Raw genomic sequence first — 19,197 nt, forward strand, 5'->3', positions numbered from 1 at the left:
CTCGAAATCGAGCGTTGTTCGAACGGCTGGAAATATTCTTGACCGACCGGTCGGTAGATCGTAAGTTCACGCTTGACTTGGCGCAAGCCACTCTGAGTCACATCAAGATCAGGGAAATCCCCTAATCGATCTGGAACCCAAGAACGGAGACCACCCCATGCCCTGCTATGCGATCGACGGCGTCATTCCCGTGGTGCACCCCAGCGCCTATGTCCACCCCACTGCCGTGCTGATCGGCGACGTCATCGTCGGCCCCGGCGCCTACATCGGCCCCTGCGCCTCGCTGCGCGGCGACTTCGGCCGCATCGTGCTGCAGGAGGGCGTCAACGTGCAGGACACCTGCGTGATCCATGGCTTCCCGGCGTCCGAGACCGTCGTCGAGACCAACGGCCATATCGGCCACGGCGCGGTGCTGCACGGCTGCGTGGTGCGCCACGACGCGCTGGTGGGCATGAACGCCGTGGTGATGGACGAGGCCGAGGTCGGCGCCTACACCATCGTCGCCGCCAGCGCCTTTGTGCGCGCGGGCCTCAAGTTGCCGGAGAAGTCGCTGGTGGCGGGCGTGCCAGCAAAGGTGATGCGCGAACTCAGCGAGGACGAGATGCGCTGGAAGCTCGAGGGGACGCGAACCTACCAGGAACTCAGCCGCCGCTGCCGCGCCAGCATGGTCGAAATCCAGCCACTGGCGCAGATCGAGCCCGACCGCCCCACTCTGCAGACCGCCAAGGATGGCCAGGTCAAGCCACTGGTGGCAACGCGACGTGGTTGAGGATGGGCAGATGACTTAGCGCAAGTCCCTGTCTGTGCGATACGCCTAGCGCGCAGCAGGTGACAAGCAGGCAGGCACAATCAAGCGCCATGACAGACCGCGTCATTCCGCTGATTGCCGACCGCACGCCATCGCGCCCGCAGGGGCTGCCGGTGGCCGTGCCGGAACGGGGGCTGGACGCCACGGGCCTGCTGTCCGATGCGCTGGGCCGGCCGCTGCGCGACCTGCGCATCTCGGTCACCGACCGCTGCAACTTCCGTTGCAGCTACTGCATGCCCAAGGAGGTCTTCGACCACTACCACCAGTTCCTGCCGCATGCCGATCTGCTGAGCTTCGAAGAGATCACGCGGCTGGCACGCATCTTCGCCGCCCATGGCGTGCGCAAGCTGCGCCTGACTGGCGGCGAGCCGCTGCTGCGCAAGCATCTGGAGCGGCTCATCGAGATGCTGGCCGAGTTGCGCACGCCCGAGGGCGAGCCGCTGGACCTGACGCTGACCACCAACGGCTCCTTGCTCGCGAAGAAGGCCCGCGCGCTGAAGGATGCTGGCCTGCAGCGCATCACCGTCAGCCTGGACGGACTGGACGACGAGGTCTTCCAGCGCATGAACGACGTCGGCTTCCCGGTGGCCGAGGTGCTCCGCGGCATCGAGACCGCGCAGGCCGTCGGCCTGGGGCCGGTGAAGGTCAACATGGTCGTCAAGCGCGGCGTCAACGTGGACCAGATCCTGCCGATGGCGCGCTATTTCCGCGACCACTACCGCGGCGCCATCGTGCTTCGCTTCATCGAGTACATGGACGTGGGCGCCACCAATGGCTGGCGCATGAACGAGGTGCTGCCCTCCAGCGAGGTGCTGCAGTTGCTGCGCAGCGAGTTCGGCCTGCATGCGCTGGACCCGACCGCGCCAGGCGAGACGGCCGAGCGCTGGGCCTACGACGACGGCCGTGGCGAGATCGGCCTGATCTCCAGCGTCACACAGGCCTTCTGCGGCGACTGCAACCGCGCCCGCCTGTCCACCGAAGGCAAGCTCTACACCTGCCTGTTCGCCCACCAGGGCCACGACCTGCGCAGCCTGCTGCGCCCCGGCGACGGCCGCAGCGTCAGCGATGAGCAGATCGGCGCGGCGCTGGCTGGCATCTGGGGACGGCGCGACGACCGCTACTCGCAGCTGCGCAGCGCCGAAACCCCTGAGATGGCCAGCAGTGCGAGCGCGCCGCGCCGGGTGGAAATGCACTACATCGGCGGATGAGGTCGCGCATGGCCGATGATGAGCAAGCCGCCACGCCCGCCGAGCAGCTCGGCGGCGCCATGACGCGCTGGTTCACACCCCAGGTCCGCCGCCGGCTGGTCTACGCACTGATCGCCAGCTTCGCCCTGCCCTGGCTGGTCGGCGAATTCGCCAAGCAGTTCGTGCAGCCGGGCCTGCACAACGACGCCGTGCGCAGTGCGCTGCTGATCGACTACATGGTCATCGGCGCCGTGCTCTTCGCGCTGACGCTGGTGATGACCTGGCTGATCGGCAGCTGGATCACCGCGGTGATGAAAGGACCCTCCGTGCAGGCGGACAGCTTCCCGGTCGACGCGCCACGCCCCGGCAGCGATGAGCGCGACTGAAGCCAAGGCACCGATCACCGGCCTGGTGCTCGCCGGCGGCCGCGGCAGCCGCATGGGCGGCGTGGACAAGGGCTTGCAGCCTCTGCGGGGCCGGCTGCTGGTGGCCCATGTGCTGCAGCGCCTGACCCCGCAGGTCGGTCCGCTGCTGATCAGCGCCAATCGCAACCTCGAGCAGTACCGCGCCTTCGGCCACCCGGTGCTGCCCGATGCGAATGGCGAGTTCAACGGCCCGCTGGCCGGTCTGCTCGCCGGGCTGCAGGCCTGCGCGACGCCCTGGCTGCTGGCCGTGCCCTGCGACTCGCCGCTGCTGCCTATGGACCTGGGCGCGCGATTGCTCGCCGCGGCCGAGTCTGCCGGCGTCGAACTTGCCCTGCCCGAGTGCGCCGAAGCCCCGGGCGCTGCGCCGCGCCTGCAGCCCGTGTTCTGCCTGCTGCGCACCAGCCTCGCCTCAGGCTTGGCGGACTATCTGGCGCAGGGCGGGCGCCGGCTGGAAAGCTGGATGCGCGCGCAGTCGCATGTCGTCGTGCCCTTCGAGCGGCCGGACGATGTGCGCGCCTTCTTCAACGCCAACACCAGGGACGAGTTGGCCACGCTGGAGCAGCCGCGCTGAGTGCCGCGGCCGCTCTGACCGGCGCCGCTCGCCGACAATGCGCACACCATGAGCAAGCTGCAAGACATCGCCTCCTGCCTGTCGGGCTATGACCCGCAATCGATGCGCGTGGACGTGGCGCGCGAGTTCATCGCCAGGCTGCTGCCGCGCGTGGCCACCGTCGAAAAGCTGGCGCTCAGAAGCAGTCTGGGCCGCGTGCTCGCCAGCGACATCGTCTCGACTATCAATGTGCCGGCTGCCGACAACTCGGCGATGGACGGCTATGCGCTGCGCGGCAGCGAGCTGAACGCCGACGCCGAGACCCGGCTGCGCGTCGCCGGCACCAGCCTCGCCGGCGGCTCCGCCGCGCAAGACCTGCCCCCCGGCCACTGCCAGCGCATCATGACCGGCGCGCTGATGCCGCCTGGGCTGGACACCGTCGTGCCGCAGGAGTTCACCCGCCTGGACGGCGAGGTCGTCGTGATCCCGGCCGGCGCGGTGCGCGCCGGCGACAACCGGCGCCTGGCCGGCGAAGACCTGGCCGTCGGCCAGGTCGCGCTGGCCGCCGGCCGCGTGCTGCGCCCGGCCGACCTGGGCCTGATCGCGTCGCTGGGCATGGCCGAGGTGCCGGTGCGCCGGCGCCTGCGCGTGGCCATTCTCTCGACCGGCGACGAGTTGCGCTCCTTGGGCCAGCCGCTGGACGCCGGCTGCGTCTACGACAGCAACCGCTACACGCTGTGGGGCCTGCTGCAGCGCCTGGGCGTGGAAATCATCGACCTGGGCACGGTGCGCGACGACCCGCAGGCGCTGGCCGAGGCCTTCAGCCAGGCGGCGGCCAGCGCGGACGCGATCATCAGCTCGGGCGGCGTCAGCGTCGGCGAGGCCGACCACACCAAGAAGGTGATGGCCGAGCTCGGCGAGGTGCTGTTCTGGAAGATCGCGATGCGGCCGGGCCGGCCGATGGCGATCGGCCGCATCCCTAGTGGCGGACATCAGGCCATGCTCTTCGGCCTGCCGGGCAATCCGGTGGCGGTGATGGTGACCTTCTACGCCTTCGTGCGCGAGGCGCTGCTGGCGATGGCCGGCGCCACGCCGCAGCCGCTGCCCACTGTGCGCGCCGCCAGCGCCCGGCCGCTGCGCAAGAAGCCCGGCCGCACCGAGTTCCAGCGCGGCATCCTCACCCTCGCGCCGGATGGCCGTGGCTGGCAGGTGGAGATCACCGGCAACCAGGGTTCGGGCATCCTGTCGAGCATGAGCCACGCGCATGGCCTGGTGGTGCTCGGCCATGAGCAGGGCGATATCGCGGCAGGCGAGCTGGTCGACGTGCAGCTCTTCGAAGGACTGCATGGCTGATCGACCGGGGCCGGCACGCAGCTTCATCACACGGGCTGGCGATAATCGCCACTGTTCACGCTCTCGTCTCCTGCTGCCCATGTCGATGCGCTCCCCTGCCGGTATCGCCACGCTGCTGCTCGCTGCCCTCGCGCTGAGCGGCTGCGGCAGCCTGCTCGGGCGCGGTCAGCCCGCGGGCAAACAGGCGCAGGACAAGTTCTCCGTCTACCAGCACGAGCGCTTCGAGGCCGACGAGACCTACTCGCGCATGTTCGACGCCTCGGTGCAGGACACCTGCGAGGCGGCGCGCCGCGCGCTGCTCAGCCAGGGCTACGAGCTGACGCTGACCAGCGCCGACAAGCTCAAGGCGGTGAAGCGCTTCCAGCCCGAGGGCGAGCTGCATGTGGAGATCGGCTTCACCGTGGTCTGCGTGCCCGAAGGCGGCGCGAACAAGCTCGCCACCGCCTACGTTTCTGCGGTGCAGGACCGCTACGTGGTCAAGAAGAGCAGCACCTCGACCAGCGTCGGCGTCAGCGCGATCGGCTCGATCTCGCTGCCCACCTCGTCGACGCTCGACTCGCTGGTCAAGGTCGGCTCCGAGACCATCCCCGCCGGCCGCTTCTACGACCGCTTCTTCGGCCTGATGCAGAGCATCCTCAAGGACCAGGGAGAGATCGCCGCATCGGCGGCTCAGCCGGCCGCGAGCACGCCCTGACCGGGCTGCCACAAGATCCTCCACAAAGGCGCGACGCGCACTCGATCAGGAGCGGCTCTTCAGCAAGCGCTCGGCCAGCGCAAAGTCTGCCGGCCAGGTGACTTTGAAGTTCTCCAGCGGGCTCTCCACCAGCAGCGGCCGATGGCCCAACGCCTCGATGGCGCTGGACTCGTCGGTCACGGCGGCGCCGGCGGCGGCCAGCGCCGGGCGCAGCAGGCCGAGACGGAACATCTGCGGCGTCTGTGCGGCCCATTTGCCGCGGCGGTCCACGGTGGCGGCCACCCGGCCCTGCGCATCGGCCTCCTTCAGCGTGTCGGCCACCGGCAGCGCGAGCAGGCCGCCGACCTCGTCGTCGGCGCAGGCCTGCATCAGCCGCTCGACCCATTCCGGGCGCAGCAGGCAGCGCGCCGCGTCGTGCACCAGCACCCAGTCGTGCGGCTGCGCGCCGCGGGCCAGCAGCTCGACGAGGCCATTGGCCACGCTCTCGGCTCGCGTGGCGCCGCCGCAGCGCGCCACCCAGCCGCGCTCACCGGCGAAGCCGGGCACGGCAGCCTCGAACTGATCGTCTTCGGGCGACAGCACCACCAGAGTGGCGGCAAGACCTGGCACCGCCAGCAGCGCCTCCAGCGTGTGGGCCATCATCGCGCGCCCGGCGATGGGCACGTACTGCTTGGGGCGGTCGGCGCCGGACCGTGCACCGACGCCGGCGGCCGGCACCAGCGCGTAGCAGCGCGGTGTCAGGCCAATGGGAAAATCGCTCATGGGCGCCGATTCTAGGGACCGGCACCCGGCCCCTCCTACACTGCGCGCCCCGGCGGATCGCCGCCCCTCAGAACAACGCCTTCGTCATGCAGATCTCCATCCTCCGCCAACGCCTGCGCAGCCTCGGTGCCGGCCCCCGGCACGAGCAGCGCCTGCTGCGCGACTGGGTGATGGCGCTGCCGCACGAGCAGGGGCGACGCCGGCCCGAGCACTTCCTGCCCTTGTCGATACGCGAGGCACTGCCGCAGCTGGATGCCGAGCTGCAGGGCCTGGCGCGCCTGGTATCCGAACATCCCGGCGAAGACGGCTCGGCACGCCTGCTCGTCGCGCTGGCCGACGGCCAGATGGTGGAAAGCGTGCTGCTGCCGCGCGACGGCCTGTGCGTCTCGTCCCAGGTGGGCTGTGCGGTGGGCTGCGTGTTCTGCATGACCGGCAAGGACGGGCTGATCCGCCAGCTTGGCAGCGCCGAGATCGTCGCCCAGGTGGCGCTGGCTCGGCGGCGGCGTGCGGTGAAGAAGGTGGTCTTCATGGGCATGGGCGAGCCGGCCCACAACCTGGACGCGGTGCTCGAGGCGATCACGCTGCTGGGCACCGTGGGCAATATCGGCCACAAGAATCTGGTGCTCTCCACCGTCGGCGATCCGCGCGTGTTCGAGCGCCTGCATGCGCTGGGTGCGGGCGAGGTGAAGCCGGCGCTGGCACTGTCGCTGCACACCACGAAGGCGGCGCTGCGAGAGGAACTGCTGCCGCGCGCGCCGCGGCTGACGCCCGAGCAGATCGTCGAGGCCGGCGAGGCCTATGCGCGCTTCAGCGGCTACCCGATCCAGTACCAGTGGACGCTGATCGAGGGCGTCAACGACGGCCCCGAGGAAATGGATGGCATCGTCCGCCTGCTCAAGGGCAGGTACGGCGTGCTCAACATGATTCCCTACAACAGCGTGCCCGAGCTGCCCTACCGCCGCCCCAGCTGGGACCAGGCCCGCGCCATCGCGCGCGAGCTGCACCAGCGCGGCGTGCTGACCAAGCTGCGCGACTCGGCCGGGCAGGATGTGGATGGCGGCTGCGGCCAGCTGCGCGCGCGCGCGGCCAGCGATGCAGGCGTCCGGCCGATCCGGCTGCAGCCGCGGCCAGCCGTCTAGACACGGTTTGGCGCCTCTCGCTGACCGATAAAATCGGCGGCTTGTCCAGACTCCCCTGACAGCGCCCAAGCCGACGCTGCCCCATCGATGTCCAACGCCCACGACGCCGAAGCTCTCAAGCCCAACAACTTCCTGCGCGCCATCATCGAGCGCGACCTGGAGCCGGCCGAGCAGGCACGACAGGGCGAGCGCCGTTTCGCGGGCAGCCCGGGCGATGCCGCCCACCATGCAGCCGGCCCGCTGGACCCGGCGAAGATCCGCACCCGCTTCCCGCCCGAGCCCAATGGCTATCTGCACATCGGCCATGCCAAGAGCATCTGCCTGAACTTTGGCCTGGCGCGCGACTACGGCGGCATCTGCCATCTGCGCTTCGACGACACCAACCCCGAGAAGGAGGAGCAGGAGTACGTCGACGCCATCAAGGAGATGGTCGCCTGGCTGGGCTGGAGCTGGGACGCGGGCGGCACCTCGCACCTGTTCTACGCCAGCAACTACTTCGACTTCATGTACCGCGCCGCCGAGTACCTGATCTCGGCGGGTCTGGCCTATGTGGACGAGCAGACGGCGGAGGAGATGCGCGCCAACCGCGGCGACTTCGGCACGCCGGGCAAGAACAGCCCTTTTCGCGAGCGCTCGCCCGAGGAGAACCTGCTGCGCTTCCGCGAGATGCGCGACGGCAAGCATGCCGACGGCGCGATGGTGCTGCGCGCCAAGATCGACATGGCCTCGCCCAACATCAATCTGCGCGACCCGACCCTCTACCGCATCCGCCGCGCCACGCACCACAACACCGGCGACCAGTGGTGCATCTACCCGATGTACACCTATGCGCACCCGATCGAGGATGCGCTGGAGCGCATCACCCACTCGATTTGCACGCTGGAGTTCGAGGACCAGCGGCCCTTCTACGACTGGCTGCTCGAGCACCTCGCCGACGGCGGCCTGCTGGCCCGTCCGCTGCCGCACCAGTACGAGTTCGGCCGCCTCAACCTCAGCTATGTGGTTACCAGCAAGCGCAAGCTGCGCCAGTTGGTGGAGGAGAACCATGTCACCGGTTGGGATGACCCACGCATGCCCACGCTGGTCGGCATGCGCCGCCGCGGCTACACGCCGGAGAGCATTCGCGCGATGGTGGACAGCACCGGTGTGACCAAGCAGAACGCCTGGATCGACTACTCGGTGCTGGACGGCTATCTGCGCGCCGACCTGGAAGGCAAGGCCGCGCGGGCGATGGCCGTGATCGAGCCGCTGAAGCTCAAGCTCACCAACTGGGCCGAGCTCTTCGGCAGCGCCGAGCACCGCGAGCCCTGCAGTGCACCGGCACACCCGCAGCTGCCCGAGCTGGGCCAGCGCCACTTCAGCCTCGGCCCCGAGGTGTGGATCGAGCAGGAAGACTTCATGGAGGTGCCCGCCAAGGGCTATCACCGCCTCTACCCCGGCAACAAGGCCCGGCTGAAGTACGGCTATGTGATCGAGTGCACCGGCTGCGAGAAGGATGCCGAGGGCAAGGTCACCGCGGTGCTGGCCACGGTGGTGCCCGACACCAAGAGCGGCACGCCGGGCGCTGATGCGGTGAAGGTCAAAGGCGTGATCACCTGGGTGGGCGCGCACGAGGGCGCGGCCGCCGAGGTGCGGCTGTACGACCGGCTGTTCACGGTGCCGCAGCCGGGGGCTGGCGACGCTGACTTCCTCAGCGAGATCAACCCGGCCAGCTGCCGCATCGTGCAGGCCTGGCTGGAGCCCTCGCTGGCGGGCGTGGCGGCAGAGACGCGCTTCCAGTTCGAGCGGCATGGCTACTTCATTGCCGATCGCAAGGATCACCGGGCTGATCGGCCGGTGTTCAACAAGATCACCGGGTTGAAGGACGGGTGGGGGAAGTGATTCCCTGAAGGCATTCTTGGTGCCGCTATTCGCTGTCTGCGCTTGGTTCCTTCGATAGAGCGCGCCGGGATTTCTCCCCGGCGGGCGACTCCCTTTCTTTGCTGGTGCAAAGAAAGGAAGCAAAGAAACACCTGGAACAGCCGATTTGACCGAGCGGCACGCTCGCTGCGCTCGGAACGCTCACTTGCCCGAGGCACGGTCCGGGCGGCTCCAGCGCTCACTTGTTAAGTCGCTCGCCGGGTACGGCTCGACTCCAGATCGCATGCATGCCGGCATCGAGAAGCAAATGAACTTTGTGCCCTGCCATCGAGCGCCGGCGGCAGCATCGCGCCATCCAGCAATGTGGAGTCGAGCCGTACCCGGCGAGCGACTTAGCTAGCCAGCGTTTGAACGTCCCGAGCCTGTCCTCGTGGCATTGCGCGAGCCGAGCGCAGCGAGCGATGCGCTCGGTCGAATCGGTCTTCGGGTGCTTCTTTGCCTACTTTCTTGCACCAGCAAGAAAGTAGGTCGCCCGCCGGGGCGAAATCCCGGCGCGCTCTGACAAAGCACCACCAGACCCACCCGCGGATAGCGGCACGCAACCTGCCGAGCGGCTCAGAGCTCCGCCAGATCTGCCATCCTGCGCACCTTCACCTTCCGCCCCTTCAGCTTCCCAGTCGAGAGCCGCATCACCGCCTCCCGCGCAACGCCCCGCTCCACCGCCACATAACTGTGGAAGTCCGTGACCTTGATCTTCCCGATCTGCGTCGCAGAAAAACCCGCTTCACCAGTCAGCGCGCCGAGGATGTCCCCCGGCCGGATCTTCTCCTTACGCCCGCCGAGGATCTGCAGCGTGTCCATCGGTGGCTGCAGCGGCCCGCCACCAGCAGGCGTCAGGCTCGCCAGCGGCTGCCACTGGAACTCGCGCCCCAGCGCCTGCTCGATGCGGCCGATGCGGCCCATCTCGTCCAGGCTGGCAAAGCTCAGCGCCAGGCCTTCAGCGCCAGCGCGGCCGGTGCGGCCGATGCGATGCAGATGCACCTCGGCGTCGGGCGTGATGTCCACATTGATCACGCATTCCAGCTGCGCGATGTCCAGGCCGCGCGCCGCCACGTCGGTGGCCACCAGCACCGAGCAGCTGCGGTTGGCGAACTGGATCAGCACCTGGTCGCGCTCGCGCTGCTCCAGGTCGCCATGCAAGGCCATGGCGACGAAGCCCTGCGCCGTCAGCACCTCGACCAGGTCGCGGCACTGCTGCTTGGTGTTGCAGAAGGCCAGCGTGCTCTCGGGCCGGAAATGGTTCAGCGCCAGCGACACCGCATGCAGCCGCTCGGCCTCGGTCACCTCGTAGGCGATCTGGCGGATCTGCACCGGCGCATCCGTCGTGCCCTCGGCGGCGCGGGCAGCCTGCACCTTCACGGTCCTGGGCTCGCGCATGAAGCGCGCGGCCAGGTCGGCGATGCCGTCGGGGTAGGTGGCCGAGAACAGCAAGGTCTGGCGCGTCTTCGGGCATTGCTTAGCCACCGCGACGATGTCGTCGAAGAAGCCCATGTCCAGCATGCGGTCGGCCTCGTCCAGCACCAGGCTGCGCAAGGAACCCAGCGTCAGCGTGCCGCGCTCCAGATGGTCCAGCAGCCGGCCCGGCGTGCCGACCACGATGTGCGCGCCATAGGCCAGGCTCTCGGCCTGCGGCTTGAACGGCGAGCCGCCGGTCAGCACCAGCACCTTGGTGTTGTCGATCGCGCGGGCCAGGCGGCGGATCTCCTGCGCCACCTGCTCGGCCAGTTCGCGCGTGGGACACAGCACGAGCGACTGCACGTCCGGCTGCCCAGCATCCAGGCGCTGCAGCAGCGCCAGGCCGAATGCAGCGGTCTTGCCGCTGCCGGTCTGCGCCTGTGCGATCAGGTCCTGGCCCAGCAGCGCCAGCGGCAGGCTCGCTGCCTGGATGGGCGTCATCTGCGTGTAGCCCAGCCGGGCCAGATTGGCCTGCATGGCGGGAGCCAGCGGCAGCTGGGCGAAAGATGGGTCTGCGGCAGAGGGGTTCATCGACGGATTATCCCCGCCTGCCTCAAGCCCCCTGCTCCAGCTCGAGGGCACGGCCGAAGAAAACCTGCTCCAGCTCCAGCGGCGCGTTGATCGTGCGCACCCGCTGGTAGGCCTCCTCGGCCTCCGGGTAACGCCGGCGCAGATAGTGCAACCATTGCTTGAGCCTACCGGCCTGATGCCGCGTCGCCACGAGCTGCCGCACCTGGGCCCAGAAGGTCTGCATCAGCGGCAGCAGTTCGGCCCAGCTCAAACCAGACCGGCCCGGCTGGGTGATCGCCAGCGCCAGGCCGGGATCGGCCACCATGCCGCGACCCAGCATCAGGTCCGCACAACCGGACTCCTCGATGCAGCGCTGCGCGTCAGTCGCTGTCCAGATCTCGCCATTGGCCACCACGGTGATGGACAGCGACTCGCGCACCGCCTGAATGCGGTCCCAATAGGCCGGAGGACGGTAGCCATGTGCCTTGGTGCGCGCATGGATCACCAGTTCCTCGGCGCCCGCCGACTCGATGGCCTGCGCGCACTCCAGTGTGCGCGTCTCGTCCATATAGCCCAGACGCATCTTGGCCGAGACCGGCATCTCGGGCGGCACTGCGCGGCGCACCGCAGCAACGATCTGGTGGATCAGCTCGGGTTCGTCCAGCAGCACCGCACCGCCGCGATGGCGATTCACGCACTTGGCCGGGCAGCCGAAGTTCAGGTCTATGCCTGCCGGCCCCAGCGTGGCCAGCTTCGCGGCGTTCTCGGCCATGCACTGCACGTCAGACCCCAGCAGCTGCGCACGCACCGGCACGCCCGCAGGAGTGCGACCGCCATTCAGCAGCTCGGGCACGATGCGGGTGAACACGCGCTTGGGCATCAGCATGTCGGTGATGCGGATGAACTCGGAGACGCAGCGATCCACGCCGCCGACGCGCGTCAGCACGTCGCGCAGCATGTGGTCGAGCAGGCCCTCCATGGGGGCAAGGATGATCATTGCTGCAGCGATTCCTGGTGCAAGAGCCACAGCCGCAGATCGAACTCCAGCTGGCCATAGTCCGGCTCCATGTGCACGCAGAGCTGGTAGAAGGCCTTGTTGTGCTCGAGTTCGCGCAGATGCGCCAGCTCGTGGACCACGATCATGCGAAGGAAGTCGGCCGGGGCCTCCTTGAAGAGCGTGGCCACGCGGATCTCCCGCCGCGTCTTCAGCCGCGCGCCCTGCACGGTGCTGGCCCGCGTGTGCGTGCCTAACGCGTGCTGGATCACCTTCAGCTTCGCATCGAAGCAGACCTTGGCCAGCGGCGCGGCATTGCGCATGTAGCGAGTCTTGAGTTCCTGCGTGTAGTCGAACAGCGCCTTGTCGCTGCGCACCTCATGCGCATCCGGATGGCGACGCTGCAGATAGTCGCCCAGTCGCCCTTCGTCGATCAGCGTGCGCACCTGAGCCTGCAGAGAGGGCGCATAGCCGGCCAGGTACTTCAGCGAAGGCTCCACCACTCAACCTCTGCGCCCCAAGACCTCGGGGGTCGTGACGCCCATGGACACATACAGGCTGGTCAGTCCCTCCATGCCGATGTCGGCCGGCTTGATCCAGGCCCGCGGCAGATAGAAGAGCCCGCCGCCGACCGGCACCGGTGCCGTGGGCACGATGACGGCCATGTACTCGACATCGTCGATGAGCACCGGCTCCGGGCTGGACAGCAGGCCCAGCACCAGCGCGCCGCCCTCCGGCTTCACCCCCCCGAAATGACACCACACCGGCGCCATCGCGCGCACGCCGGCCTCGTCGCGCTTGGACATCATCTCGATCATGCGCTTGAGCAGATCGTAGACAGTACTGATCACCGGAATGCGCGCGATCAGCGACTCCACCAGAGCCTTGACGCGGCGTTGCAGCTGCGTCTCGACCAGCAGCCCCAGCAGGTAGACGACGATCAGCACCAGCCCAATGCCGATCAGGTAGGCGGCCAGCGGCGACTCGGTCAGGCGCAGACCCAGACGGGCCAGCCATTGGCCGGACAGGCTGCGCGGCCCCAGGTAGTCGAGCACCAAGGAAGTGACCCAGCCCAGCAGGACCAGGGTGGCCACCAGGGGCAACACGGTCAGCAGACCGGTGACGAAGGTGCGCAACACATGGCTGCGGGCCTTGGCGGCGAAAGGTTTGACGACGGGCATGGCGTGGCGTTGGCGCAGCGGCAAAAGCCGGCATCATGCCAGCATGAGCACGGACTGCAGCGCCGACGCGCACCACATCATCACCCTGCTGCCCCAAGGCTGGGAGTTTGTCTGCGCCAGCCAGCAGACCGTGCTACTTTCTGCGCTGCAGTCCGGCCTGTCGATGCCCCACTCCTGCCGCAACGGCAGCTGCCGCGCCTGCATGTCGCGCCTGATCGAGGGCGAGATCCGCTACCGCATCGAATGGCCGGGGCTGCTGAGCGAGGAAAAGGCCGAGGGCTGGATCCTGCCCTGCGTCGCCGAGCCGCGCAGCGCGCTGACGATCGAGCAGCCGGAGGCGTGTCAGCAGCCCCCGTCCGCCTCATCCCCAGCGGCTGTGGACAAGTCCGTGCACAGCCTGCCGACGGCAGCAACAAGTGATTGATTTGGCACGCCTATCGTCTCCGTGCCAGAAAAAGCAGCAGTGGGCGGGCAGCCGGCGCAGACAATGGCGGACCTCGTTTTCGGCAGTCCCCCTCATGCACCGCACCATCTTCAGCACGCCCGGCGTGAACACCCTCCTGCGAGCCTTCTCGGTCGGCTTCCTCAAGCTGACTGGCTGGAAGCTGGACGGCGCCCTGCCAGCCGAACAAGGCAAGTGCGTGCTGATCGCCGCGCCACACACCAGTAACTGGGACCTGCCCTACACGCTGATGGTGGCCTTCGCACTGCGGCTGAACATCTACTGGATGGGCAAGCGGCAGATCTTCAACTGGCCGTTCGGCGCGCTAATGCGCTGGCTGGGCGGCATCCCGGTGAACCGCGAGCAGTCCAGCAATCTGGTCGCCGCATCGGCCGCGGCGCTGCGTGCGGCCGACGGGCCGGTGCAGCTGATCGTGCCGCCGGAGGGCACGCGCAGCAAGACCCGCTACTGGAAAACCGGCTTCTACTGGATCGCGCACGAGGCACGGGTGCCCATCGTGCTGGCTTATATGGACTATGAGCGCAAGCTCAGCGGCCTGGGCCCGGTGTTCCAGCCCACCGGCGACGTCGAGGCCGACATGGCGGCCATCAAGCGCTTCTACGCGCCCTTCAAGGGCAAGAACCACGCGCAGTTCGACCACCAATGAGCACAGGGGAAATCACCGGCAAGGCGGCCAAGGACCCGCTGCATGGCATGACGCTGGAAGCCATCGTCACGGCGCTGGTCGACTACTTCGGCTGGGAAGAGCTCGGGCAGCGCATCGAGATCCGCTGCTTCCAGAGTGATCCCAGCGTGGCCTCGAGCCTGAAGTTCCTGCGCAAAACGCCGTGGGCGCGCGCCAAGGTCGAGAGCCTGTATCTGTTCATGCGGCGCGAGCAGGCCCGCGCCGCACGCTGACGATTCAAGTCAGCGGCACCGATCAGCGGCGCCTTTAGCGCCGCGTTTCGGGCAGCTCGATCTTGACCTCCAGCACCTCCAGATCGTCCTGGCGTTCCATATGGACCTTGATGTCCTCCGGACTGATGGAGACGTATTTGGAGATCACCGCCACCAGCTCGCGCTGCAGCTGCGGCAGATAGTCGGGGCTGGTGCTGCGGCCGTTGCGCTCATGCGCCAGGATCAGCTGCAGACGCTCCTTGGCGACACTGGCTGAACTCTTTTTCTCGCCGAGAAAGAAGGAGAGGAAGCCCATGGTCTGTCATCCCCTCACTTGCCGCCGAAAAGGCGCTTGAAGAAGCCCTTCTTCTCGGCCTCAATGAAGCGCATCGGCTTGTCCTCGCCCAGGAAGCGCGCCACCACGTCGGCATAGGCCTCGGCCACATCCGAACCCTTCATGTGGATCGCTGGCGTACCCTGGTTGGAGGCCTGCAGCACGATCTCGCTCTCGGGGATCACGCCGATCAGCGGCGTGCGCAAGATCTCGTGGATGTCCTCCAGCGAGAGCATCTGGCCGCCTTCGACGCGGTTGGGGTTGTAGCGCGTGATCAGCAGGTGCTCCTTGATCGGCTCCTTGCCCTCGATGGCGCGCTTGGTCTTGCTGTTGAGCATGCCCAGGATGCGGTCCGAGTCGCGCACCGAGGAGACCTCGGGGTTGGTCACCACCAGGGCCTCGTCGGCATAGTGCATGGCCATCAGCGCGCCGGTCTCGATGCCGGCCGGCGAGTCGCAGACGATGTAGTCGAACTCCATGGCCTTGAGCTCGTCGAGCACGCGCTCCACGCCCTCCTGCTTCAGCGCGTCCTTGTCGCGGGTCTGCGAGGCGGCCAGGATGTAGAGCTTGTCGAGCTGCTTGTCCTTGATCAGGGCCTGGGCCAGCTTGACCTCGTCGTTGATGACGTTGATCAGGTCGTAGACCACGCGACGCTCCACGCCCATGATCAGGTCGAGGTTGCGCAGGCCGACGTCGAAGTCGATCACGCAGGTCTTGTAGCCGCGCAGCGCCAGCCCGGTTGCAAAGCTGGCGCTGGTGGTGGTCTTGCCGACACCACCCTTGCCCGAAGTCACCACGACGATCTTGGTCATCGATCCATTCCTTCCAATCAATTCAGCGGAGTGCCCCGCTCATGCCGCGGGGCGCGTTCTTTCGTTCGAGATTCCTGCGTCGGCTCAGTACTGCAGCGGCTCCATCACCAGCTTCTCACCGTCGAGCCGCACCTGCGCCGGCTTGCCTAGCACCGTGTCAGGCAGCGGGTTCTCGGTGGTGCGGTAGATGCCGGCGATGGCGATCAGCTCGGCCTCCAGGCTGGCGGCGAAGATGCGCGCATCGGCATTGCCGCGCGCGCCGGCAATCGCCTTGCCACGCAGCGGCGCGTAAACGTGGATGCTGCCATCGGCAATCACCTCGGCACCGTGGTTGACCAGCGCGAGCACGACCAGATCGGCGCCCTTGGCATAGACCTGCTGCCCGGAGCGCAGGGGCTTGTCGACGATCACCGTCTTGGCCGCCTCGGCGGCCACCGGCACCTGGCGCTCGACGACGACCTCGCGCACCACCTCGACCTCGCGCACCGATGTCGCACCCAGCTCGCGCATCGGCGGCAGATCGGCGGCTTCGACCAGGCCTTGCGCCTTGGCCTGGGCCAGCAGCTCCGGGGAGGCTCCGGTGATGGCCACAGGCTGCAGCCTATGCTGGCGCAGCAGCTGCAGCAGGCGCGGCAGATCAAGCGTCGCCGGTTCGCAAAGCAGGCCGAGCTGCGGGGAGTCGTCCGCCTCCGCAGCCTGCTGCGGCAGCTGCGTGCAATCGATGAGCAGGGGATCCTGGTCGAACACCTGGGGCGTATCGCCCAGGCGCTGCGCCAGCTCCTCGGCCAGTTGCTGCAGATCGGTGGTCTTCAGCACCAGAGCCAGCACACTGAGGGACGCGCTCTTGAGTTCGAAAACCTCGCCCGCGCGAGACGGCGATTTGCCGGACTTCTGTTTACCCTCGGTTGCTTGGGCCATTGCTTTGTTCGATGATATTCAGAGTGCAATTTTAACGGTCGGCCAGCCCCCTTCCCCTCGGGCGAAACACGCAAGTGCACAAAACGCAGGCACGCCAGGCTGGGTTCAACAAGATCAACGACTTGCAACGGATATCGAGAATCCACTCACAAGCTTGTCCACAAATAGCGTGGAAATCTCGCACTGGCGGCGCCGTAGAAATGCTATTTTTTTGTTTCGAAGCCTTGACTTATCCCCACTTCTTTGCCAACGAGCCGACTCAGGGCCAGCGGATGCATGCATGCTGCACCGCGTCTGCTCGTTTCCCCGAAATCGCGCCAAGTCATTGATTCGTATAGAACCCGCCGCCCTGCACATTTTTTCGGCAGGCCAAGGCGAGGGCCGATGGATCAAGCATTTACGGGCCGTGGAACCGGCTTTTCAACAAAGTTATCCACAGTCTCGGTGGATACTCGCCAAGTCTTTGAAGAATCAAGGCCTTAGCGCTGAACGCTGAGGCGAACTTGAGGTTCAGTCGCTAAAGCGATGTTGGCCCAAGACGCTACCGGGCTGAGATGCCTGCCATCGGGTCTGCAGGCCCGATGGCAGGCATCGCGCGCCCCACGACGCCGCCTAGAATCACGCTCCCGCGTGATGCAGCCAGGCTTGGCGACACGTCGCCCCCTTGTTGTTGCTCGATCCGATCACTCTTCGACCATGACCCGCAAGCTCTTCGTCACCACCGCCCTGCCTTACGCCAATGCGAATTTCCACATTGGCCACATCATGGAATACACGCAGGCCGACGTGTGGGTGCGCTTCCAGCGCATGCGCGGCAATGAGGTGCACTTCGTCGGCGCCGACGATGCGCATGGCGCGCCGATCATGATTGCCGCTGAAAAGGCAGGCAAGACGCCGCAACAGTTCGTCGCCGACATCGCCGCGGGCCGCAAGACCTACCTCGACGGCTTTCACATCAGCTTCGACAACTGGCACTCGACCGACGGCCCGGAGAACCATGAGCTCTCCAAGGAGATCTACAAGGCCTTGCGCGCCAACGAGCTGATTTCGGTGAAGACCATCGAGCAGTTCTTCGACCCCGAGAAGGCGATGTTCCTGCCGGACCGCTTCATCAAGGGCGAGTGCCCCAAGTGTGGTGCCAAGGACCAATACGGCGACTCCTGCGAGGTCTGCGGCGCGGTCTACACGCCCACCGAGCTGAAGAACCCCTTTTCGGTGCTGACCGGTGCGACGCCGGTGATGAAGAGTTCGGAGCACTACTTCTTCAAGCTCTCCGATCCGCGCTGCGTCGAGTTCCTCGAGCAGTGGACGCAGACGCCGGGACGCCTGCAGAGCGAGGTGATCAACAAGATCAAGGAGTGGTTCGCCAAGGACGAGAACGGCCAGGGCGGGCTCGGCGACTGGGACATCAGCCGCGACGCGCCCTACTTCGGCATCGAGATCCCCGACGCGCCGGGCAAGTACTTCTACGTCTGGCTGGACGCGCCGATCGGCTACCTGGCCTCGCTGAAGAACTACTTCGGCAAGAAGGGCTGGGACTACGAGGCCTTCATGGCCGACGCGTCGGTGGAGCAGATCCACTTCATCGGCAAGGACATCACCTACTTCCACACGCTTTTCTGGCCGGCGATGCTGCACTTCAGCGGCCGCAAGACGCCCAACCATGTCTTCGTGCACGGCTTCCTCACCGTGAACGGCGGCGAGAAGATGAGCAAGAGCCGCGGCACCGGCCTGGACCCGCTGAAGTACCTGAAGCTGGGCATGAATGCCGAGTGGCTGCGCTACTACATCGCTGCCAAGCTCAACAGCAAGGTCGAGGACGTGGACTTCAACCCGGACGACTTCGTCGCCCGCGTCAACTCCGACCTGGTCGGCAAGTACATCAACATCGCTTCGCGCGCCGCCGGCTTCCTGTCCAAGCGCTTCGACAACCGGCTCTCGGCCGACCTGGGCGTCGAAGGCCGCGCGCTGCTCGACGGCCTGCGCGCTCACAGCGCCACCATCGCCGAGCTCTACGAGGAGCGCGAGTTCGGCAAAGCGTTGCGCGAGATCATGCTGCTGGCCGACCGCGTCAACGAGTACGTGGACCAGAACAAGCCATGGGAACTGGCCAAGCAGGAAGGCATGGACGCGGTGCTGCACGATGTCTGCAGCGTCTGCATCGAGGCCTTCCGCCTGCTGACGATCTACCTGAAGCCGGTGCTGCCGGCGCTGGCGGCCAAGGTCGAGCAGTTCCTGAAGATCGAGCCGCTGCAGTTCGCCGACGCCGCGCGCGCGCTGGGCGCCCACCAGATCGGTGCCTACGAACACCTGATGCAGCGTGTCGACCCCAAGCTGCTGGAAGCGCTGTTCGAGCCGCCCGCCGCACCCAAGCTCGTGCCCGGCGGCGAAGAGCTGGCCCCCGAGATCAAGATCGACGACTTCAGCAAGGTCGACCTGCGCATCGCCAAGATCGTCAAGGCCGAACATGTCGAAGGCAGCGACAAGCTGCTGCGGCTGACGCTGGACGTGGGCGAAGGCAAGACGCGCAATGTCTTCAGCGGCATCAAGAGCGCCTACAAGCCTGAAGACCTGGAAGGCAAGCTCACCGTGATGGTGGCCAACCTGGCGCCGCGCAAGATGAAGTTCGGCGTCAGCGAAGGCATGGTGCTGGCCGCCAGCCACGCCGACGAGAAGACCAACCCGGGCATCTTCGTGCTCGAGCCCTTCCCCGGCGCCCAAGCCGGCATGCGCGTGCGCTGAGCCCGGCGGCAGACACAAAGGGAAAGGCAGGGCAAGGCCCGGCCTGTCGGATGGCGGCTCGCCGCGAGGATGCG

General features: G+C 67.1%; 20 protein-coding genes. 12 read left to right on the forward strand and 8 right to left on the reverse strand.

The window, feature by feature from the left end; translation table 11 throughout:
• The first annotated feature begins 157 nt into the window (after positions 1-157).
• The 6 genes from AC2EBS_RS06145 (at position 158) to AC2EBS_RS06170 (ending at position 5,017) form a co-directional block, all read left to right on the forward strand.
• On the forward strand, positions 158-769 hold the full coding sequence (locus AC2EBS_RS06145; RefSeq protein WP_484727474.1) for a phenylacetic acid degradation protein PaaY: 612 nt from the start codon (positions 158-160) through the stop codon (positions 767-769).
• A gap of 89 nt (positions 770-858) precedes the next feature.
• The gene (gene moaA / locus AC2EBS_RS06150; protein WP_484727475.1) at positions 859-2,016 is read left to right on the forward strand and encodes a GTP 3',8-cyclase MoaA; all 1,158 of its coding nucleotides are present in this window, start codon (positions 859-861) and stop codon (positions 2,014-2,016) included.
• Between the two features lie 8 nt (positions 2,017-2,024).
• On the forward strand, positions 2,025-2,381 hold the full coding sequence (locus AC2EBS_RS06155; protein WP_484727476.1) for a hypothetical protein: 357 nt from the start codon (positions 2,025-2,027) through the stop codon (positions 2,379-2,381).
• Positions 2,368-2,991 (forward strand): molybdenum cofactor guanylyltransferase MobA, encoded by a 624-nt coding sequence (gene mobA / locus AC2EBS_RS06160; RefSeq protein ID WP_484727477.1) that lies wholly within the window; start codon positions 2,368-2,370, stop codon positions 2,989-2,991. Before AC2EBS_RS06155 ends, mobA begins: the two co-directional genes overlap by 14 nt.
• A 48-nt stretch (positions 2,992-3,039) precedes the next feature.
• A complete protein-coding gene (moeA, locus tag AC2EBS_RS06165) occupies positions 3,040-4,323 on the forward strand; it encodes a molybdopterin molybdotransferase MoeA (RefSeq protein WP_484727478.1) in 1,284 nt (427 codons plus the stop codon).
• Between the two features lie 79 nt (positions 4,324-4,402).
• On the forward strand, positions 4,403-5,017 hold the full coding sequence (locus tag AC2EBS_RS06170; RefSeq protein WP_484727479.1) for a DUF2242 domain-containing protein: 615 nt from the start codon (positions 4,403-4,405) through the stop codon (positions 5,015-5,017).
• 45 nt (positions 5,018-5,062) lie between these two features.
• Here AC2EBS_RS06170 and ispD read toward each other — a convergent pair whose 3' ends face one another.
• On the reverse strand, positions 5,063-5,779 hold the full coding sequence (ispD, locus tag AC2EBS_RS06175) for a 2-C-methyl-D-erythritol 4-phosphate cytidylyltransferase (protein WP_484727480.1): 717 nt from the start codon (positions 5,777-5,779) through the stop codon (positions 5,063-5,065).
• Between the two features lie 86 nt (positions 5,780-5,865).
• Between ispD and AC2EBS_RS06180 the strand changes: the two genes are divergently transcribed.
• The gene (locus AC2EBS_RS06180) at positions 5,866-6,918 is read left to right on the forward strand and encodes an RNA methyltransferase (protein ID WP_484727481.1); all 1,053 of its coding nucleotides are present in this window, start codon (positions 5,866-5,868) and stop codon (positions 6,916-6,918) included.
• An 87-nt stretch (positions 6,919-7,005) separates the two neighbouring features.
• Positions 7,006-8,799, forward strand: coding sequence for a glutamine--tRNA ligase/YqeY domain fusion protein (locus AC2EBS_RS06185; RefSeq protein WP_484727482.1), 1,794 nt, complete (start codon positions 7,006-7,008; stop codon positions 8,797-8,799).
• Between the two features lie 594 nt (positions 8,800-9,393).
• On the opposite strand, the gene dbpA is transcribed toward AC2EBS_RS06185, so the two are convergent.
• From dbpA to AC2EBS_RS06205, 4 genes are read right to left on the reverse strand one after another with little or no spacing between them, the layout of a single operon-like run.
• Positions 9,394-10,824 (reverse strand): ATP-dependent RNA helicase DbpA, encoded by a 1,431-nt coding sequence (gene dbpA / locus AC2EBS_RS06190; protein ID WP_484727483.1) that lies wholly within the window; start codon positions 10,822-10,824, stop codon positions 9,394-9,396.
• Between the two features lie 22 nt (positions 10,825-10,846).
• Entirely contained in the window at positions 10,847-11,800 is a 954-nt protein-coding gene (locus tag AC2EBS_RS06195; protein WP_484727484.1) for a tRNA dihydrouridine synthase, read from the reverse strand.
• Positions 11,797-12,297: a M48 family metallopeptidase gene (locus AC2EBS_RS06200; RefSeq protein WP_484727485.1), complete on the reverse strand. Its 501-nt coding sequence runs from the start codon at positions 12,295-12,297 to the stop codon at positions 11,797-11,799. The genes AC2EBS_RS06195 and AC2EBS_RS06200 overlap by 4 nt, the downstream gene beginning before the upstream one ends.
• A 3-nt stretch (positions 12,298-12,300) precedes the next feature.
• The gene (locus tag AC2EBS_RS06205; RefSeq protein WP_484727486.1) at positions 12,301-12,978 is read right to left on the reverse strand and encodes a DUF502 domain-containing protein; all 678 of its coding nucleotides are present in this window, start codon (positions 12,976-12,978) and stop codon (positions 12,301-12,303) included.
• A gap of 43 nt (positions 12,979-13,021) precedes the next feature.
• Here AC2EBS_RS06205 and AC2EBS_RS06210 point away from each other — a divergent pair, with 43 nt between their 5' ends.
• The 3 genes from AC2EBS_RS06210 to AC2EBS_RS06220 all read left to right on the forward strand — a co-directional run bounded on the left by AC2EBS_RS06210 (position 13,022) and on the right by AC2EBS_RS06220 (position 14,338).
• Entirely contained in the window at positions 13,022-13,402 is a 381-nt protein-coding gene (locus AC2EBS_RS06210; RefSeq protein WP_484727487.1) for a 2Fe-2S iron-sulfur cluster-binding protein, read from the forward strand.
• Between the two features lie 94 nt (positions 13,403-13,496).
• Entirely contained in the window at positions 13,497-14,087 is a 591-nt protein-coding gene (locus tag AC2EBS_RS06215; RefSeq protein ID WP_484727488.1) for a 1-acyl-sn-glycerol-3-phosphate acyltransferase, read from the forward strand.
• The gene (locus tag AC2EBS_RS06220) at positions 14,084-14,338 is read left to right on the forward strand and encodes a VF530 family protein (protein ID WP_484727489.1); all 255 of its coding nucleotides are present in this window, start codon (positions 14,084-14,086) and stop codon (positions 14,336-14,338) included. Before AC2EBS_RS06215 ends, AC2EBS_RS06220 begins: the two co-directional genes overlap by 4 nt.
• Before the next feature lie 34 nt (positions 14,339-14,372).
• Here AC2EBS_RS06220 and minE read toward each other — a convergent pair whose 3' ends face one another.
• The 3 genes from minE to minC all read right to left on the reverse strand — a co-directional run bounded on the left by minE (position 14,373) and on the right by minC (position 16,381).
• Positions 14,373-14,633: a cell division topological specificity factor MinE gene (gene minE, locus AC2EBS_RS06225; protein WP_484727490.1), complete on the reverse strand. Its 261-nt coding sequence runs from the start codon at positions 14,631-14,633 to the stop codon at positions 14,373-14,375.
• 14 nt (positions 14,634-14,647) lie between these two features.
• The gene (gene minD, locus AC2EBS_RS06230; RefSeq protein ID WP_484727491.1) at positions 14,648-15,463 is read right to left on the reverse strand and encodes a septum site-determining protein MinD; all 816 of its coding nucleotides are present in this window, start codon (positions 15,461-15,463) and stop codon (positions 14,648-14,650) included.
• A gap of 84 nt (positions 15,464-15,547) precedes the next feature.
• Positions 15,548-16,381 carry a septum site-determining protein MinC gene (gene minC / locus AC2EBS_RS06235; RefSeq protein ID WP_484727492.1) on the reverse strand — a complete coding sequence of 278 codons (834 nt, stop codon included), beginning with the start codon at positions 16,379-16,381 and terminating at the stop codon, positions 15,548-15,550.
• A 696-nt stretch (positions 16,382-17,077) separates the two neighbouring features.
• Between minC and metG the strand changes: the two genes are divergently transcribed.
• Positions 17,078-19,123: a methionine--tRNA ligase gene (gene metG / locus AC2EBS_RS06240; RefSeq protein ID WP_484727493.1), complete on the forward strand. Its 2,046-nt coding sequence runs from the start codon at positions 17,078-17,080 to the stop codon at positions 19,121-19,123.
• The last annotated feature ends 74 nt before the right edge of the window (positions 19,124-19,197 follow it).

The sequence above is a fragment of the Roseateles sp. T103 genome, assembly GCF_057219915.1.

Excerpts from the sequence above, each read along its gene's own strand:
- AC2EBS_RS06145 (WP_484727474.1), top strand. The coding sequence starts at position 158 with ATGCCCTGCTATGCGATCGACGGCGTCATTCCCGTGGTGCACCCCAGC.
- moaA (WP_484727475.1), top strand. The coding sequence starts at position 859 with ATGACAGACCGCGTCATTCCGCTGATTGCCGACCGCACGCCATCGCGC.
- AC2EBS_RS06155 (WP_484727476.1), top strand. The coding sequence starts at position 2,025 with ATGGCCGATGATGAGCAAGCCGCCACGCCCGCCGAGCAGCTCGGCGGC.
- mobA (WP_484727477.1), top strand. The coding sequence starts at position 2,368 with ATGAGCGCGACTGAAGCCAAGGCACCGATCACCGGCCTGGTGCTCGCC.
- moeA (WP_484727478.1), top strand. The coding sequence starts at position 3,040 with ATGAGCAAGCTGCAAGACATCGCCTCCTGCCTGTCGGGCTATGACCCG.
- AC2EBS_RS06170 (WP_484727479.1), top strand. The coding sequence starts at position 4,403 with ATGTCGATGCGCTCCCCTGCCGGTATCGCCACGCTGCTGCTCGCTGCC.
- ispD (WP_484727480.1), bottom strand. The coding sequence starts at position 5,779 with ATGAGCGATTTTCCCATTGGCCTGACACCGCGCTGCTACGCGCTGGTG.
- AC2EBS_RS06180 (WP_484727481.1), top strand. The coding sequence starts at position 5,866 with ATGCAGATCTCCATCCTCCGCCAACGCCTGCGCAGCCTCGGTGCCGGC.
- AC2EBS_RS06185 (WP_484727482.1), top strand. The coding sequence starts at position 7,006 with ATGTCCAACGCCCACGACGCCGAAGCTCTCAAGCCCAACAACTTCCTG.
- dbpA (WP_484727483.1), bottom strand. The coding sequence starts at position 10,824 with ATGAACCCCTCTGCCGCAGACCCATCTTTCGCCCAGCTGCCGCTGGCT.
- AC2EBS_RS06195 (WP_484727484.1), bottom strand. The coding sequence starts at position 11,800 with ATGATCATCCTTGCCCCCATGGAGGGCCTGCTCGACCACATGCTGCGC.
- AC2EBS_RS06205 (WP_484727486.1), bottom strand. The coding sequence starts at position 12,978 with ATGCCCGTCGTCAAACCTTTCGCCGCCAAGGCCCGCAGCCATGTGTTG.
- AC2EBS_RS06210 (WP_484727487.1), top strand. The coding sequence starts at position 13,022 with ATGAGCACGGACTGCAGCGCCGACGCGCACCACATCATCACCCTGCTG.
- AC2EBS_RS06215 (WP_484727488.1), top strand. The coding sequence starts at position 13,497 with ATGCACCGCACCATCTTCAGCACGCCCGGCGTGAACACCCTCCTGCGA.
- AC2EBS_RS06220 (WP_484727489.1), top strand. The coding sequence starts at position 14,084 with ATGAGCACAGGGGAAATCACCGGCAAGGCGGCCAAGGACCCGCTGCAT.
- minE (WP_484727490.1), bottom strand. The coding sequence starts at position 14,633 with ATGGGCTTCCTCTCCTTCTTTCTCGGCGAGAAAAAGAGTTCAGCCAGT.
- minD (WP_484727491.1), bottom strand. The coding sequence starts at position 15,463 with ATGACCAAGATCGTCGTGGTGACTTCGGGCAAGGGTGGTGTCGGCAAG.
- minC (WP_484727492.1), bottom strand. The coding sequence starts at position 16,381 with ATGGCCCAAGCAACCGAGGGTAAACAGAAGTCCGGCAAATCGCCGTCT.
- metG (WP_484727493.1), top strand. The coding sequence starts at position 17,078 with ATGACCCGCAAGCTCTTCGTCACCACCGCCCTGCCTTACGCCAATGCG.